The organism is Gordonia ajococcus (assembly GCF_012974285.1).
Lineage (GTDB): Bacteria > Actinomycetota > Actinomycetes > Mycobacteriales > Mycobacteriaceae > Gordonia > Gordonia amicalis.
This window is the reverse complement of the sequence record NZ_CP052884.1, coordinates 1498985-1512692: the sequence shown is the minus strand read 5'-3', so window position 1 is coordinate 1512692 and position 13708 is coordinate 1498985. Positions and strand designations below refer to the sequence as shown.

The 13708-nt window shown below is 68.8% G+C and carries 12 protein-coding genes; 11 read left to right on the top strand and 1 reads right to left on the bottom strand.

Annotated features, from left to right (window positions below; genetic code table 11):
• The first annotated feature begins 18 nt into the window (after positions 1-18).
• From GAA2_RS06905 to GAA2_RS06860, 10 genes are all read left to right on the top strand, one after another.
• Positions 19-933 (top strand): oxygenase MpaB family protein, encoded by a 915-nt coding sequence (locus GAA2_RS06905; RefSeq protein ID WP_024497878.1) that lies wholly within the window; start codon positions 19-21, stop codon positions 931-933.
• The gene (locus GAA2_RS06900) at positions 930-1559 is read left to right on the top strand and encodes an oxygenase MpaB family protein (protein ID WP_332108820.1); all 630 of its coding nucleotides are present in this window, start codon (positions 930-932) and stop codon (positions 1557-1559) included. The genes GAA2_RS06905 and GAA2_RS06900 overlap by 4 nt, the downstream gene beginning before the upstream one ends.
• Entirely contained in the window at positions 1556-2269 is a 714-nt protein-coding gene (locus tag GAA2_RS06895) for a GntR family transcriptional regulator (protein WP_006437084.1), read from the top strand. The genes GAA2_RS06900 and GAA2_RS06895 overlap by 4 nt, the downstream gene beginning before the upstream one ends.
• Positions 2270-2327: 58 nt before the next feature.
• Positions 2328-3050: an HAD family hydrolase gene (locus GAA2_RS06890; RefSeq protein ID WP_024497880.1), complete on the top strand. Its 723-nt coding sequence runs from the start codon at positions 2328-2330 to the stop codon at positions 3048-3050.
• Complete coding sequence (locus GAA2_RS06885; RefSeq protein ID WP_006437086.1) at positions 3047-5398, top strand: glycoside hydrolase family 65 protein; 2352 nt, start codon at positions 3047-3049, stop codon at positions 5396-5398. Before GAA2_RS06890 ends, GAA2_RS06885 begins: the two co-directional genes overlap by 4 nt.
• Before the next feature lie 75 nt (positions 5399-5473).
• The gene (locus tag GAA2_RS06880; protein WP_096273531.1) at positions 5474-6160 is read left to right on the top strand and encodes a HEAT repeat domain-containing protein; all 687 of its coding nucleotides are present in this window, start codon (positions 5474-5476) and stop codon (positions 6158-6160) included.
• On the top strand, positions 6154-7134 hold the full coding sequence (locus tag GAA2_RS06875) for a HEAT repeat domain-containing protein (RefSeq protein ID WP_006437088.1): 981 nt from the start codon (positions 6154-6156) through the stop codon (positions 7132-7134). Before GAA2_RS06880 ends, GAA2_RS06875 begins: the two co-directional genes overlap by 7 nt.
• Positions 7135-7192: 58 nt before the next feature.
• Complete coding sequence (gene metG / locus GAA2_RS06870) at positions 7193-8782, top strand: methionine--tRNA ligase (protein ID WP_096273529.1); 1590 nt, start codon at positions 7193-7195, stop codon at positions 8780-8782.
• Positions 8783-8798: 16 nt separating this feature from the next.
• Positions 8799-9983, top strand: a complete 1185-nt coding sequence (locus tag GAA2_RS06865; RefSeq protein ID WP_096273527.1) for an aminodeoxychorismate synthase component I — start codon at positions 8799-8801, stop codon at positions 9981-9983.
• 26 nt (positions 9984-10009) lie between these two features.
• Entirely contained in the window at positions 10010-11257 is a 1248-nt protein-coding gene (locus GAA2_RS06860) for a helix-turn-helix domain-containing protein (RefSeq protein WP_096273525.1), read from the top strand.
• Here the strand turns inward: GAA2_RS06860 and rsmI are convergent.
• Positions 11181-12083, bottom strand: coding sequence for a 16S rRNA (cytidine(1402)-2'-O)-methyltransferase (rsmI, locus tag GAA2_RS06855; RefSeq protein ID WP_096273523.1), 903 nt, complete (start codon positions 12081-12083; stop codon positions 11181-11183). The two genes, GAA2_RS06860 and rsmI, sit on opposite strands and share 77 nt — an antisense overlap.
• Positions 12084-12121: 38 nt before the next feature.
• Between rsmI and GAA2_RS06850 the strand changes: the two genes are divergently transcribed.
• Complete coding sequence (locus GAA2_RS06850) at positions 12122-13705, top strand: dolichyl-phosphate-mannose--protein mannosyltransferase (RefSeq protein WP_191834842.1); 1584 nt, start codon at positions 12122-12124, stop codon at positions 13703-13705.
• Positions 13706-13708: the final 3 nt, after the last annotated feature.

Here is a 13708-nt window from a genome sequence, read left to right as displayed (position 1 = left end):
ATCCGAGGAGTGACCACCATGGCCGCGAGCTACCTACCGTCGATCGAGGACACCGAGCCGGAACTGACGACCCGGCGCACCCGCATCCACATCACCACCCGCAAGCGGCGCGCGACCAGCCTGCGCAAACCAGCGCGCATCCAGGAGGCCATCGACTTCTGGTCGTTCGCCGGCGGTGCCGCGAACGTCGTCATGCAACTGGGCTGGCCCGAGGTCGCCTACGGCGTCATGGAGAGCAAGGTCGAATCCGGCGCGCTGACCAAGCATCCGTGGAAGCGGGCCCGCACCACCGGCCAGTACCTCGCGGTCGCGATCCTCGGCACCGACGAGGAGAAGGCCGCGTTCCGGGAAACGGTCAACTCGGCTCATCGCCACGTGAAGTCCGACGCGAACAGCCCGGTCAAGTACAACGCGTTCAACCGGGAACTCCAGATGTGGGTGGCCGCATGCCTGTTCGTGGGTATCGAGGACATGCACCTACTGCTCCACGGCCAGATGACCGAAGACGAGGCAGAGGAGTTCTACCAGTCGTCCAAGACCCTCGGCACGACGCTGCAGGTACCCGATGACATGTGGCCGGCGACGCGCAAGGACTTCGACCGGTACTGGAACCTCGCGTGCCAGCGCATCGTCATCGACGACACCACCTGCGACTTCCTCAACGATCTCGTCGACCTCAAGATGATCAACCCGCTGATCCGACTGCCGTTCGTGAGTCTCCTGCGCTTTCTCACCATCGGGTCGCTGCCGCCGATCTACCGCGACCAGCTCGGCCTGGAATGGACCGAGGACGACCGTCGGCGCTTCCAGCACCTGTTCACCTTCGTCTCGGTGGTCAACAAGTTCCTGCCCAAGTCGATCCGGTTCGGTGGCAGTCGCATGCTGATGCGGGACCTGCGACGCCGGATGAAACACGACAAGGCGATCATCTGATCTCGCGACGTTCACGTCCGGACCTCGCGCGGGTCCTCGACGAGCCGGTGATCTATCTGATGTGGCCCCGCGCGGCGCTGATGCAGCTGGCCCACGCGGGGGTGGCCCCGACCGAGGTCGAGAGCGGCGTGTACGGGGTCCGCGGCGCGGGCCGCTGGTCGGGAACCGTGAACTACCTGCGGACCGCGGTCGCCGGCGACGAGGACAGCGTGCGTGATCTCGTCCGCGAGGTGAACAAGGACCTCGACTTCGTCGAAGGGGACTACCCGGCGACCCTGCCGCGGTCGACGTCGGACGATCCGGAACACGTCACCGCAGGCGACGTCGCCGCGCAGGTGTTCGCAACCTATTCGATGCCCTGGCGGTACGTCCGACACCTCCCCCGCATCCGCCTGCTGACGTGGGGAATGGCCGGTGAACGGTTAAGGTCGATCTACGGAGTCGAATGGTCCGCCGGCCACGAGCATCGTTTCCGCCGGACGGTGCCCACGGTCCGCCTGCGGCAGGGTCTCTGCCCCGGACCGATCCGACGCCGACACGGCAGACGACAGCGCATACGCCGCGCCACCCGACTCAGGCGGACCGCGGTGACGGACCCCCACACCAACGGACGGAACGACCGATGACCCCCGGACCTCTCCACAGGACCCAGCTGGCCGTCGAGGTGGCCGACTACCTGCGCACGCGCATCATGACCGGTGTCCTGCGGCCGGGCGAGTTCGTCCGGCTCGACGAGACGGCGTCGGCCCTCGGTTGCAGCGTGACGCCTGTGCGCGAGGCACTCGCGACACTCCGCGGCGAGGGACTCGTGAAACAGGCCCTGCACCGGGGATTCATCGTGGAGACGCTGACCCGCGGTGACATCGTCGACATCTTCTGGATGCAGGCCGAACTCTCCGCACGTCTGGCCAGTCATGCCGCCGAGAACCCCGACCTGGCCGAACAGCTGGATGAGCTGGGCGCGATCGTCGACGATCTCGAGACCGCGGTCGAGTCGGGACGCGCCGACCGCGTGCTCTCCGCGGAGTTCGCCTTCCACCGCAAGGTGCACCTCATGGCCGAGAGCAAGAAGCTGGCCTGGTTCCAGTACTCGGCCAGCAAGTACAACCCGCTGCAGCTGTATTCGAACGACCCCGGGTGGGGCCGGGAGGCCGCGACCAGCCACCGGCGACTCATCGAGCTGTTGCGCAAGGGCGACACCGTGGGCATCAAGTCCGAGATCGTCGCGGCGTTCGACGACGCTCGTGACCGCCTGATCGACCAGCTGGAATCCATCGGTTTCTGGGACGACGAGCAGTCGCCCACCGAGGAAGCCCGCACGGCCAGCTCTGCGTGACGCGCGCTATCGCGCTTCGTCGCGCCTTCCCCGACTCGGACGGGTAGCGTTGCGCATCGTGTTGGGATTGCCAGAAGTGATCTCTGTCGCGCTCTTCGATCTCGACGGGGTCCTCACCGAGACCGCGGAGCTCCACCGCAAGGCATGGAAGAGAACCTTTGACGCCTTCCTCGCCGAACGCGCCGGCGGCGTCGATGCCCCCGGGTTCGTGGAGTTCACCGACCAGGACTACCTCGACTATGTCGACGGGCGTCCCCGTGAGGACGGCGTGCGGGCATTCCTCGCCTCGCGCGGGATCACCGATGTGGACCCGGCGACCGTGACCGCGATCGGCAGTCGCAAGAACGACATGTTCCTGGTCAGCCTCGCCGAGGAGGGTGGGCATGCCTATCCCGGCTCGGTGCGGTACCTCACCGCGGCACGTGAGGCGGGCCTCCGCATCGCAGTCGTCACGTCGTCGAAGAATGGAGGACCGGTGCTCGATGCAGCCGACCTGTCGGGATTCGTCGAGGTTCGCGTCGACGGTCTCGAGATCGCCGCGCGTGGACTCAACGGCAAACCGGCTCCCGACTCCTATCTCCTGGGAGCCGAGCTGATGGGCGTCGAGCCGGCCGCTGCCGCGGTTTTCGAGGACGCCATCTCGGGCGTACAGGCCGCTAGCGCAGGCGAGTTCGGCTACGTCGTCGGCATCGACCGCGTCGGCGGAGTCCAGGCCGAGGCGATGCGTGCCGCCGGCGCCGACATCGTCGTCAACGATCTCGACGAATTGCTGCCCGCATGAACCCGGATCAAGGACACGGGTTCGAGATCCACCCGTGGCAGCTGAAGTGGAGCGGCGGAGTCGATCTCGACATGCTCGGCCGCACCGAGACGTTGTTCGCGTTGTCCAACGGGCACATCGGCTTACGCGGAACCTTCGAGGAAGGTGAGCCGGTCGATCACCCGGGCACCTACCTCAACGGCTTCTACGAGTTGCGCGGCCTGCCCTACGCCGAGAGCGGCTACGGCTACCCGGAGTCCGGCCAGACGGTCGTGAACGTGACCGACGGCAAGATCATCCGTTTGCTCGTCGAGGACGAGCCGATGGATCTTCGGTACGGGCGTACCGAAGAGCACGAGCGGACGCTGGACTTCCGTACCGGCACGCTGCGCCGGCACACCCTGTGGACGTCGCCGACGGGCCGCACCGTGCGGATCAAGTCCGAGCGTTTCGTCTCGTTCACCAAGCGCACCATCGCAGCCATCCGCTATGAGGTGGAGCCCGTTGACGAGGACATGAAACTCGTTCTCCAGTCCGATCTGCTGGCCAACGAGCCGGTCCCGGCCCCGGGCAACGACCCGCGTCTCGCGGCCGCGCTCGACGCCCCGCTGGTGTCGGATCTCGCGACCTGCCGCAACTACTGGGGCATGCTGGTCCACCACACCAGGCAGTCGGGTCTGCACATCGCGGCCGGCATGGATCACGAGATCTACTTCCCGGACAAGGCCGACACCTTCATCCGCGCCGACGGCGACCTCGCCCGCCTGACCATCGCGGCGAATGTGCCGAAGGGCAAGAGCCTGACCCTCACCAAGTACATGGGGTACGGCTGGTCGGCCCGACGCTCGGTCCCGGCGTTGCGTGCGCAGGTCGACGCCGCGCTGGCGATGGCGATGGAGACCGGCTGGGACTCCCTCAAGGCCGACCAGGTCCGATACCTCGAGGACTTCTGGCGCGACGCGGACATCGAGCTCGACGGCGATCCCGAACTCCAGCAGGCGGTCCGGTTCGCGCTGTTCCACGTCCTGCAGGCCGGCGCCCGCGGACAGTCACGCGCGATCCCGGCCAAGGGACTCACCGGTCCCGGATACGACGGCCACACCTTCTGGGACACCGAGAGTTTCATCCTCCCGATGCTCACCTACACGGTGCCCGCGGCGGCCGGGGAGGAACTCCGCTGGCGCCATGCCACCATGGACAAGGCCAAGGCCCGCGCCGCGGAACTCGGGCAGCGCGGCGCCATGTTCCCGTGGCGCTCGATCAACGGCGACGAGTGCTCGGGCTACTGGCCCGCGGGCACGGCGGGCGTGCACGTGTCGGCCGACATCGCCAACGCCACCGCCCGGTACCTGCGCGCGACCGGCGACGAACAGTTCGAGACCGAGTGTGGCGTCGAACTTCTCGTCGAAACCGCCCGGCTGTTCGCCGGCCTCGGCCATCACGATGTCAACGGGAAGTTCCGCATCGACGGCGTGACCGGGCCCGACGAGTACACGGCCGTGGTCAACAACAACGTCTTCACCAACCTCGCGGCACAGCAGAACCTGCGCGACGCGGTGGCGGCGGTGCACCGTCGACCCGATCTCGCCGAGCAGTTCGGGGTGACCACAGCCGAAGCGGCGCACTGGGAGTCGTGCGCGGACGACATGTCGATCCCCTACGACGAGGCGCTGGGGGTGCACCAGCAGTGCGAGTCCTTCACGCTTCTCAGCGCGTGGGATTTCGAGTCCTCGGTCGGCCGCTACCCACTGTTGCTGAACTATCCGTACTACGACCTCTACCGCAAACAGGTCGTGAAGCAGGCCGATCTGGTGTACGCGACCTACCTGTTCGGCGACTCGTTCACCGCCGAACAGAAGCTCCGCAACTTCGACTACTACTACCCCATCACCGTGCGCGACTCGTCGCTGTCGGCATGCTGTGAGGCGGTCACCGCCGCCGAGGTCGGTTACCTCGACCTCGCCTACGACCTGCTCGCCGAGTCGGTGTTCACCGATCTGCACGACCTGCACAACAACGTCAACAGCGGCCTGCACATCGCTGCGCTCGCCGGGGCGTGGACGGACTGCGTGGCCGGTTTCGGCGGCATGCGCGACTTCGGCGGGCAGATCACCTTCGCGCCGCGACTGCCGAGGCGGTTGACCTACCTGTCGTTCCGCATGATCGTGCGGGAGTCGAAGATCGTGGTCGCGGTGGACAAGGAGAGCACCACCTACCGGTTGCTGTCGGGTCCGCCGATCGACCTGGCACACCACGGCGAGAAGTTCACGCTCACCTCGGCGCCGGTGACCATGAAGATCCCCGACTTCCACTACCGCGAGCCACCCAAGGCGCCTCCGGGCTGCGAGCCCTACCGACGCGAGATCTGATCGGGCCCGGCGCGTCCACCGCTTGACCTTCACACTGTGTCAAGGACTGCAATGCGGGGGTAGGAGGTGCCGACGATGACAACCGAGCACGCACTCAGCGACCCCACCCGTAGCGCCCTGTCCACCGCGCTGCACTCCCCCGAGGCCTCGACGCGGCTGCGGGCGGCGATGGCGGCGGGTACCGAACCCGACCCGCGCCTCGTCGACGACCTCGTCGCACGCTGCGGCACCGAACCGGATTTCTTCGTCCGGGACATGCTGACCTGGGCGCTGACCAGACTTCCGGCGGCGCTGACGGTACCGCGCCTGATCGGTGAGCTGGTCTCGGCGTCACCGCAGGCGCGTGCCCAGGCGCTGCACACGCTGTCGAAGATCGGCGATCGGACGGCGTGGCCGGCCATCACCGTCGAACTGCTGCACGACGCCGATCCCGACGTCGCACGGGCCGCGTGGCGCGCCGCGGTGGTCCTCGTCCCGGCGGACGAGGAGGTGGGACTCTCGGTCGAGTTGGCCGGTGAACTCGGTCGCCGCGGAATCGAGGTGCAGCGCAGCCTGAGTCGTGCGCTCGCCGCTCTGGGCGAGATATCGCTCGACGCACTCGCCTCGGCTCGTCGACATCGGGATCCACGGGTCCGCGCGCATGCCGCCGCCACCGCGCGGCTCCTCGACGATCCGGACAGCGACTTCGCGTATGAGCTCGAAATGGCCACACGGTTGGCGAACACCGGTGTACCGGTTCATGATTCGGGTCCGCCGTGCTGATCGGCGAGGTGGCGCGGCGTTCGGGTGTGAGCACCCGGATGCTGCGCCACTACGACACCCTCGGCCTCGTGCGGCCGACGGGCCGGACCACAGGTGGTTACCGCGAGTACTCCGACGCCGACATCGAACGCCTCCTCCATGTGGAGAGTCTCCGGTCGCTGGGATTGTCGTTGCGCGACGTCGGCCGTGCACTCGACGATCCCGGCTTCGCGCCGGATGCGCTCCTGGAGCGGATGATCCAGGACACGGAGGACCGGATGGCCGCCGACGCCCGGCTACTGGATCGGCTGCGGCAGATCGAGGCCGCCGACGCCGACGACTGGTCGGCGGTACTCGATGTGGTCGGTCTGCTGCGCGCGGTGCATTCCGAGTACGCCGCCCACCGCCAGCGGGCGGCGTTGCGGGCGGGCGACGCCGGACTGTCCGCCGAGGCCCTGACGGACGCGCTGCTGGCCGAATCCGATCCCAACACGGCCGGCGCCCTCCGCTGGGCACTCGCGCAGACATCGGGTGCGCTCGACCAGCTCGCCGCGCGGGTGGCCGACCACGATCCGACGATCCGGCGCCGCGCAATCACCGCCCTCGCCTCGATCGAGGACGCCCGGGCGACCGCCGTGCTGGAGGGGGCGCTGACGGACCCCGATCCCGAGGTCCGGCGCACGGTCGCCCGCGCCCTCGGCCGTCGGGGGGTCGACGCCGCGGTGGACGTCCTCATCGAACTCGTCGCCGCCGGGGACCGCGACGTCGAGGCGGCCGAGACCCTTGCGACGTATGCGGACGACGACCGGATCGTCGGCCTGCTCGTCGATCGTCTCGGCGGCGACCCGGACCCGTCGGTCCGGCTGCGGCTGGTCCAGGCGTTGGCCGAGATTGCCGGCGACGCGGCGTCGAAGGCCTTGACCGACCTGGGGGACGACGCCGACGAGACGGTCGCGCGCACCGCGCGGGCCATCGGATCGTTACGATCCCCCTGATCGGCGCCGACCCGCGATTGGCTGTCACCGGCCGCCGGTCGGTACTCTGTGGAGCACTATGGCACCCGATCTGACCAGCCCTGATCTGTCCGGCACGGCCGAGGACGGCACCTCGTACGGTGCGGGGCGCCCGTACTACCTCACCACCGCGATCGCTTATCCCAACGGCGCACCGCACATCGGGCACGCCTACGAGTACATCTCCGCCGATGCCCTCGCACGGTTCAAGCGCCTCGACGGTTTCGACGTCCGGTTCCTCACCGGCACCGACGTCCACGGCCAGAAGATGCAGCAGACCGCGCTGGCCGAGGGCATCCCCACCGCCGAACTCGCCAACCGGAACTCCGACCGGTTCCAGTCGCTGCAGGAACGCCTCGGCTCCAGCTTCGACCGTTTCATCCGCACCTCCGACGCCGATCACAAGCGGGCGTCGGAAGAGCTGTGGAAGCGGATGAGCGACCGCGGCGACATCTATCTCGACAAGTACTCCGGCTGGTACGACGTCCGTGACGAGACGTTCTACGCCGAGGCCGACACCGAGGTCAACGACGCCGGCGAGCGCGTCGCCTCCGACACCGGTCACGTGGTGACCTGGACCGAGGAGGAGACGTACTTCTTCCGGCTGTCGGCCTACCAGGACAAGCTCCTCGAGCTGTACGAGGCACAGCCCGACTTCATCGGTCCCGACGCGCGGCGCAACGAGGTCATCAGCTTCGTCAAGGGCGGGCTCACCGACCTGTCGGTGTCGCGGACGACCTTCGACTGGGGCGTCCAGGTCCCCGGCCACCCCGAACACGTCATGTACGTGTGGGTCGACGCGCTGACCAACTACCTGACCGGAGTCGGGTTTCCCGACGATCCGGCGACCTTCGAGCGGTTCTGGCCCGCCGACCTGCACATCATCGGCAAGGACATCATCCGGTTCCACTGCGTGTACTGGCCCGCCTTCCTGATGAGCGCGGGCGTCGAGCTGCCCAAGCGGGTCTTCGCGCACGGCTTCCTGTTCAACAAGGGCGAGAAGATGTCCAAGTCGGTCGGCAACGTCGTCGACCCGGAGAACCTGATCGACGAGTTCGGTCTCGACCCGGTGCGCTACTTCTTCCTGCGCGAGGTGTCCTACGGCCAGGACGGGTCGTACTCCGCCGAGGCGATCGTGTCGCGCATCAACGCCGACCTCTCCAACGAGTTCGGCAACCTCGCCCAGCGCACCCTGTCGATGATCGGCAAGTACTTCGACGGTGTGGTGCCGGCGACCGGTGAACTCACCGACACCGACCGCGCGCTGCTCGACCGGGCCGACTCGCTGCTCGAGACCGTCCGCGAGCACTTCGACAACCAGGCCATCCACCTCGGACTCGAGGCGCTGTGGTCGACGCTGGCCGAGACCAATCGGTACATCTCGTCGCAGGAACCGTGGAAGCTCGCGAAGACCGACCTCGACCGCACCGGCACCGTGCTCTATGTGTGCGCCGAGGTGGTCCGCATCGTCGCGGTGCTGAGCCAGCCGGTGATGCCGGAGTCGTCGAACAAGATCCTCGATCTGCTCGCCGTCGGCGACGACCGCCAGTTCAGCGTCGTCACCACCCGGCTGGCACCGGGCGTCGCACTGCCCAAACCGTCGCCGGTGTTCCCGCGGTACGAGAACTGACCCGCCCTCGCCGCACATGGCCGCGTCCGCGCTCGATGCGCTCCGGGCTCTCCATGCCGAGACCCGCACCCGGGGACTCCCACCGCCCGCAGCGCTGATCGGCGACTGGCTGGACACCGACGCGGTGATCGCTCCGACAATCGAGGTCGTCCCGGGCTGCACCCCGCCCGACGACCCCGACCGCTTCTGGTTCGGCTACCTCGGATTCCCCGTGCGCGCCGAGGAGGCGTCGCTGCCGTCGACCGCCGGGGGTCTCACCGACGGCGTCCTCGTCCTGCGGAACGGCGTGTGGTCGACCCTCGGCACCGGCCTCCCCGACTGGGCGTACGCCGTACTCGACGCCCCGCATCCCGGTGAGGGGAAGCCGACGACGACCGACTGGACACCGCCGGCGCGCGAACCGCATCTGGCCGCGATCGATCGCTGTCTCGACGCGATCCGCGCCGGCGAGGTGTATCAGGCATGCGTGTGCACGCGGTTCACCGGCACGTTGTCGGGTCGGCCGGTGGACTTCTTCGCCGACCTCGCCGGTGCCACCACCCCCGCGAAAGCGGCTTTCCTCCAGGGTGATTGGGGTACGGTCGCCAGCCTGTCACCGGAGACCTTCCTGCGGCGCACCGGGAACATCATCAGTTCCTCGCCGATCAAGGGGACCCTGCCTGCGCACGCCGACCCCGACGCCCTGTCCGCCTCCGCGAAGGACATCGCGGAGAACATCATGATCGTCGACCTCGTCCGCAACGACCTGGGACGGATCGCCGTCACCGGCAGCGTCCGGGTGCCCGAACTGCTGTCGGTGGTGCCCGCGCCCGGCGTCTGGCACCTGGTCTCGCGTGTCGAGGCGATCGTGCGGCCCGGCACCGGCAACGCCGAGGTGCTCGACGCCACCTTCCCGCCCGCATCGGTCACCGGTACGCCCAAGCTGCGTGCGATGGAGCTGCTCGCCGACTGGGAGAGCAGCGCCCGGGGCGTCTACTGCGGCGCGATCGGCGTCGCCGGACCCGACCGCGCCCTCGATCTCAACGTCGCGATCCGCACGGTCGAGATCGCTCCGGACGGCGGCATCGCACTCGGTGTCGGTGGCGGAATCACCATTGATTCCGTCCCGGACGACGAGTGGCAGGAGTGTCTCGACAAGGCTGCCAGCATCGTTGCCGGCGACCGGACGCAGACGTTGCAGGATCGCAAATACCGGACTTGATTGGCGATTTGGGTAATATTTCTCCCATGACTTTGTCCATCCGGACGACCACCGATCTCACGGAGCTGGCCCGGGAGATCAATCGCGACCGCGAGGCGATCATGTCGGGTGCGACGCCGCCTCCCCGATTCGCGGATGAAGTGGCCGAGTCCTGGACCCGGGTGAAGGCCGCGGACAATCCCTCCACGCTCGACGACCACCACCGCGGACGGATCGACCGCGACGAGCTCGAAGCCCGCCGGTCCGCGCATCCGCTCCGCCACTCGGTGGACTCTCTCAAGCGGGTGTTCGCCCAGTCGGCCGACGACCCGCTGATGGCACTGGGCATCTTCGACACCGACGGGGTGATGCTGTGGCGTGGCGGCTCGCGCGCGGTGCTGCCCGAGGCGAACCGGCTCGGCCTCGTCGAGGGAAGCCGGTGGGATGAGGATTCCGCGGCGACGACGGCGGTGGGCCTGGCGATCCGCCACCGGCGACCCAGCCGCGTCTTCGGCGCGGAGCACTACAGCCGATCCCTGCACGGGCTGTACTGCACCGCGACGCCGGTCCACGATCCGCGCACGGGTGAGATGGTCGCGGTCGCCGGGCTGGCCGGACCGGCGATGCAGATGCAGCCCGCGGCTTCGGCGTTCACGAACGCCCTGGCGGCACTGAGCGAGCACGAGGTGACTCTCGCCCATCAGCGCACCCTCGCCGACCTCCGTTACTACGGCCGTGCCCAGCTCGCCGGCCTGCACGGGCCCGGTCTACTCATCGACGACGACGGCTGGGTGGCCGAGGGCCGCGGGTGCACGCCGCCGGTCCGGGTCGCCGCGCCGACGGTGGACATGCGTCAGTTCGTGCCCGGACTCGGGATGTGCGTCGTCGAACGACTCGGGATGGGCTGGCTCGTGCGTCCGGCAGGCCCCTCGGGTCCGGTCATCGCCGAACTCGACCTCGACGGCGAGCCGACGATCACGGTCACCGGTGACGACGACCCGTGGCGTACGGTGCTCACCCGGCGCCACGCGCAGATCCTGTTGCTGCTGGCCGACGCGGGCGACCATGGACTCACCTCACAGCAGTTGAGCCAGTTGCTGTTCGGCGACCAGAACCACACCGTGAGCGTGCGTGCCGAGTTGTCGCGCCTGCGCCGGGTGGTCGGCGCGCTCGTCTCGAGCCGGCCCTACCGGCTGGCGCCGCGCGTCGAGCTGCGGGTCAGCTCGGATCAGCTCGACGCCTATCGAGAACCGACTGGTAGACGTCGCGTCGCGAGGCACTCGAACCCTGCGTGACCTCCGCGCAGGCATCCTTGAGCCGCATCCCGCCCGCCACCAGTTTCTCGGCGCGGTCGGCCAGTTCGTCGATGTCGGATTCGGCGGCCACCGCGCCGGCGATGACGACCGTGATCTCGCCCTTGACGCCGCCGGCCGCCCACTCGGCCAGTTCGGCCAGACCACCGCGGCGGACCTCCTCGTAGGTCTTCGTCATCTCCCGGCACACCGCGCCGCGCCGATCGGGTCCGAGGATCTCGGCCGCCGCGGCGAGCGTGTCCGCCAGCCGGTGCGGCGACTCGAAGAAGACGGCGGTGCGCGGCTGGGCGATCAGCTCGCGCAGCCATTCCGCACGGGCACCCGGCTTGCGTGGCGCGAAGCCCTCGAAACAGAACCGCTCCGACGGCAGCGCCGACACCGCGAGTGCCGTCGTCACCGCCGAGGGTCCCGGCAATGCCGTCACGGGCAGACCCGCCTCGGCGCAGGCCACCACGATCCGGTAGCCGGGGTCGCTGACCGAGGGCATCCCGGCATCGGTGACCAGCAGGACCGTCTCACCGCCGGCGATCGCCTCGACGAGGCCCGGTGTCCGGGCGGCCTCCACCTGGTCGTAGTAGCTGACGACGCGTCCGCCGATCTCGACGCCGAGCGCGGCGGCGAGCGACCGGGTGCGGCGGGTGTCCTCGGCGGCGACGATGTCGGCCGTCTGCAGCGCCGCCCTCAGCCGGGGCGACGCATCGTCCACCTGTCCCATCGGGGTGGCGGCCAGCACCAGCCGTCCGCTCGTCCCGGGCACGGCAGACCGGAGGTGGTCGGTGGACTGTGTGTCGGGCTGGGCGGCATTCATCGTCAGCCAGCTTACGAGGGCCCACTAGGATCGAGCGGGTGACCATGACCGCCGCGCGTGACACCGCCGTGCCCGTCGGTGTCCCGGTCCCCGCGGCGGTCCCGCCTCGTCGTCTGGGACCGGAGGTCCCGGCGGCGCTGTTCGGTGCCCCGGACCGTGGTCGCGGCCTGGTGGTGGGTGTCGTCACCGCTCTCATCGCCGCCCTCACCCGCTTCTGGAACCTGAGTCACCCCACCGACAAGGGCACGCCGGTCTTCGACGAGAAGCACTACGTGCCGCAGGGATGGCAGGTCCTCACCGGCGGCAACTCGATCGAGGACAATCCGGCATACGGGCTCGTGGTGCATCCTCCGGTCGGCAAGTGGATGCTCGCCGCCTCCGAGGCCGCCTTCGGGTACGGTCCGCTCGGCTGGCGGGTCGCGCCGGCGATCTCCGGTGTCCTCATCGTCGTCCTCGTCTACTGCGCGGTGCGCCGGCTCACGCGGTCGACTCTGGTCGGTGCCGTCGCCGGCGTGTTCGCGATCTGTGACGGGGTGCTGTTCGTGCAGTCCCGGATGGGGATGCTCGACATCTTCCAGACCCTGTTCATCGTCGCCGCCTTCGCCGCGCTCCTCGCCGACCGCGACCAGGTCCGCGAGCGGATGTACCGCGTCTACCTCGAGGGCCGGATGGACGACAGCCGGTTCGGTCCACGGCTCGGATTCCGCTGGTACCGCTTCACCGCCGGGGTGATGCTCGGACTCAGCTGCGGAACCAAGTGGTCGGGCGTCTACTACGTCATCTTCTTCACCGTCCTCGCGATCGGCTTCGACGTCGCGGCGCGGCGCGCGTACCACGTGCGGCGACCGGGGATCGGCACGATCGTCCGTGACGTCGTGCCCGCCGGCGCGAGCCTCGCGGTGATGCCGGTCGTCATCTACTTCCTGACCTACATCCCGTGGTTCAACAGCGAGACCGCGGTCTACCGCTATTCCGAGGGCAATGCGATCGGCACCGGCGGCACCTTCGCCTGGGTGCCGGGAGCGTGGCGGTCGCTCTGGTACTACGAGGCCGGGATTCTCCAGTTCCATGCGGGACTGACCAACTCCGCGGGCAATCACCATCCATGGGAATCAAAGCCGTGGACCTGGCCGATGAGCCTGCGCCCCATGCTCTACGCACTCGAGAACGGCCCCGATCAGTGCGGCGGGGGCGAGTGCGTCCGCGCCCAGATGCTGATCGGACCGCCCGCCCTGTGGTGGCTCGCACTGCCCATGTTGCTGTGGGGTCTGTGGTCGTGGGTCGTCCGCCGCGACTGGCGCTACGCGGCGGTGCTCGTCGGCTACGGTGCGGGCATCCTGCCGTGGTTCCTGTCCCTCGACCGCCAGATGTACTTCTTCTACGCGACCGCCCTGGCCCCGTTCCTCGTCATGGGCCTCGCCTTGTGTTGCGGCGATCTGTTGCGCTCGACGGCGACCACGGCCCGCGCCCGACCCGAGCGCCGGGTGCTGTCGATCATCGTGGTCGCCGTCTACGTGGCACTCGTGGTCACCAACTTCGTGTGGCTGTGGCCGATCCTCACCGCCTCCCCGATCTCGCCGGGACTCTGGCGGCAGCAGATCTGGCTGCCGAGCTGGGGCTGAGCG

Coding starts and splice junctions, on each gene's coding strand:
- GAA2_RS06860 (WP_096273525.1), top strand. CDS start 10,010: ATGACTTTGTCCATCCGGACGACCACCGATCTCACGGAGCTGGCCCGG.
- metG (WP_096273529.1), top strand. CDS start 7,193: ATGGCACCCGATCTGACCAGCCCTGATCTGTCCGGCACGGCCGAGGAC.
- GAA2_RS06880 (WP_096273531.1), top strand. CDS start 5,474: ATGACAACCGAGCACGCACTCAGCGACCCCACCCGTAGCGCCCTGTCC.
- GAA2_RS06905 (WP_024497878.1), top strand. CDS start 19: ATGGCCGCGAGCTACCTACCGTCGATCGAGGACACCGAGCCGGAACTG.
- GAA2_RS06865 (WP_096273527.1), top strand. CDS start 8,799: ATGGCCGCGTCCGCGCTCGATGCGCTCCGGGCTCTCCATGCCGAGACC.
- GAA2_RS06885 (WP_006437086.1), top strand. CDS start 3,047: ATGAACCCGGATCAAGGACACGGGTTCGAGATCCACCCGTGGCAGCTG.
- GAA2_RS06895 (WP_006437084.1), top strand. CDS start 1,556: ATGACCCCCGGACCTCTCCACAGGACCCAGCTGGCCGTCGAGGTGGCC.
- rsmI (WP_096273523.1), bottom strand. CDS start 12,083: ATGAATGCCGCCCAGCCCGACACACAGTCCACCGACCACCTCCGGTCT.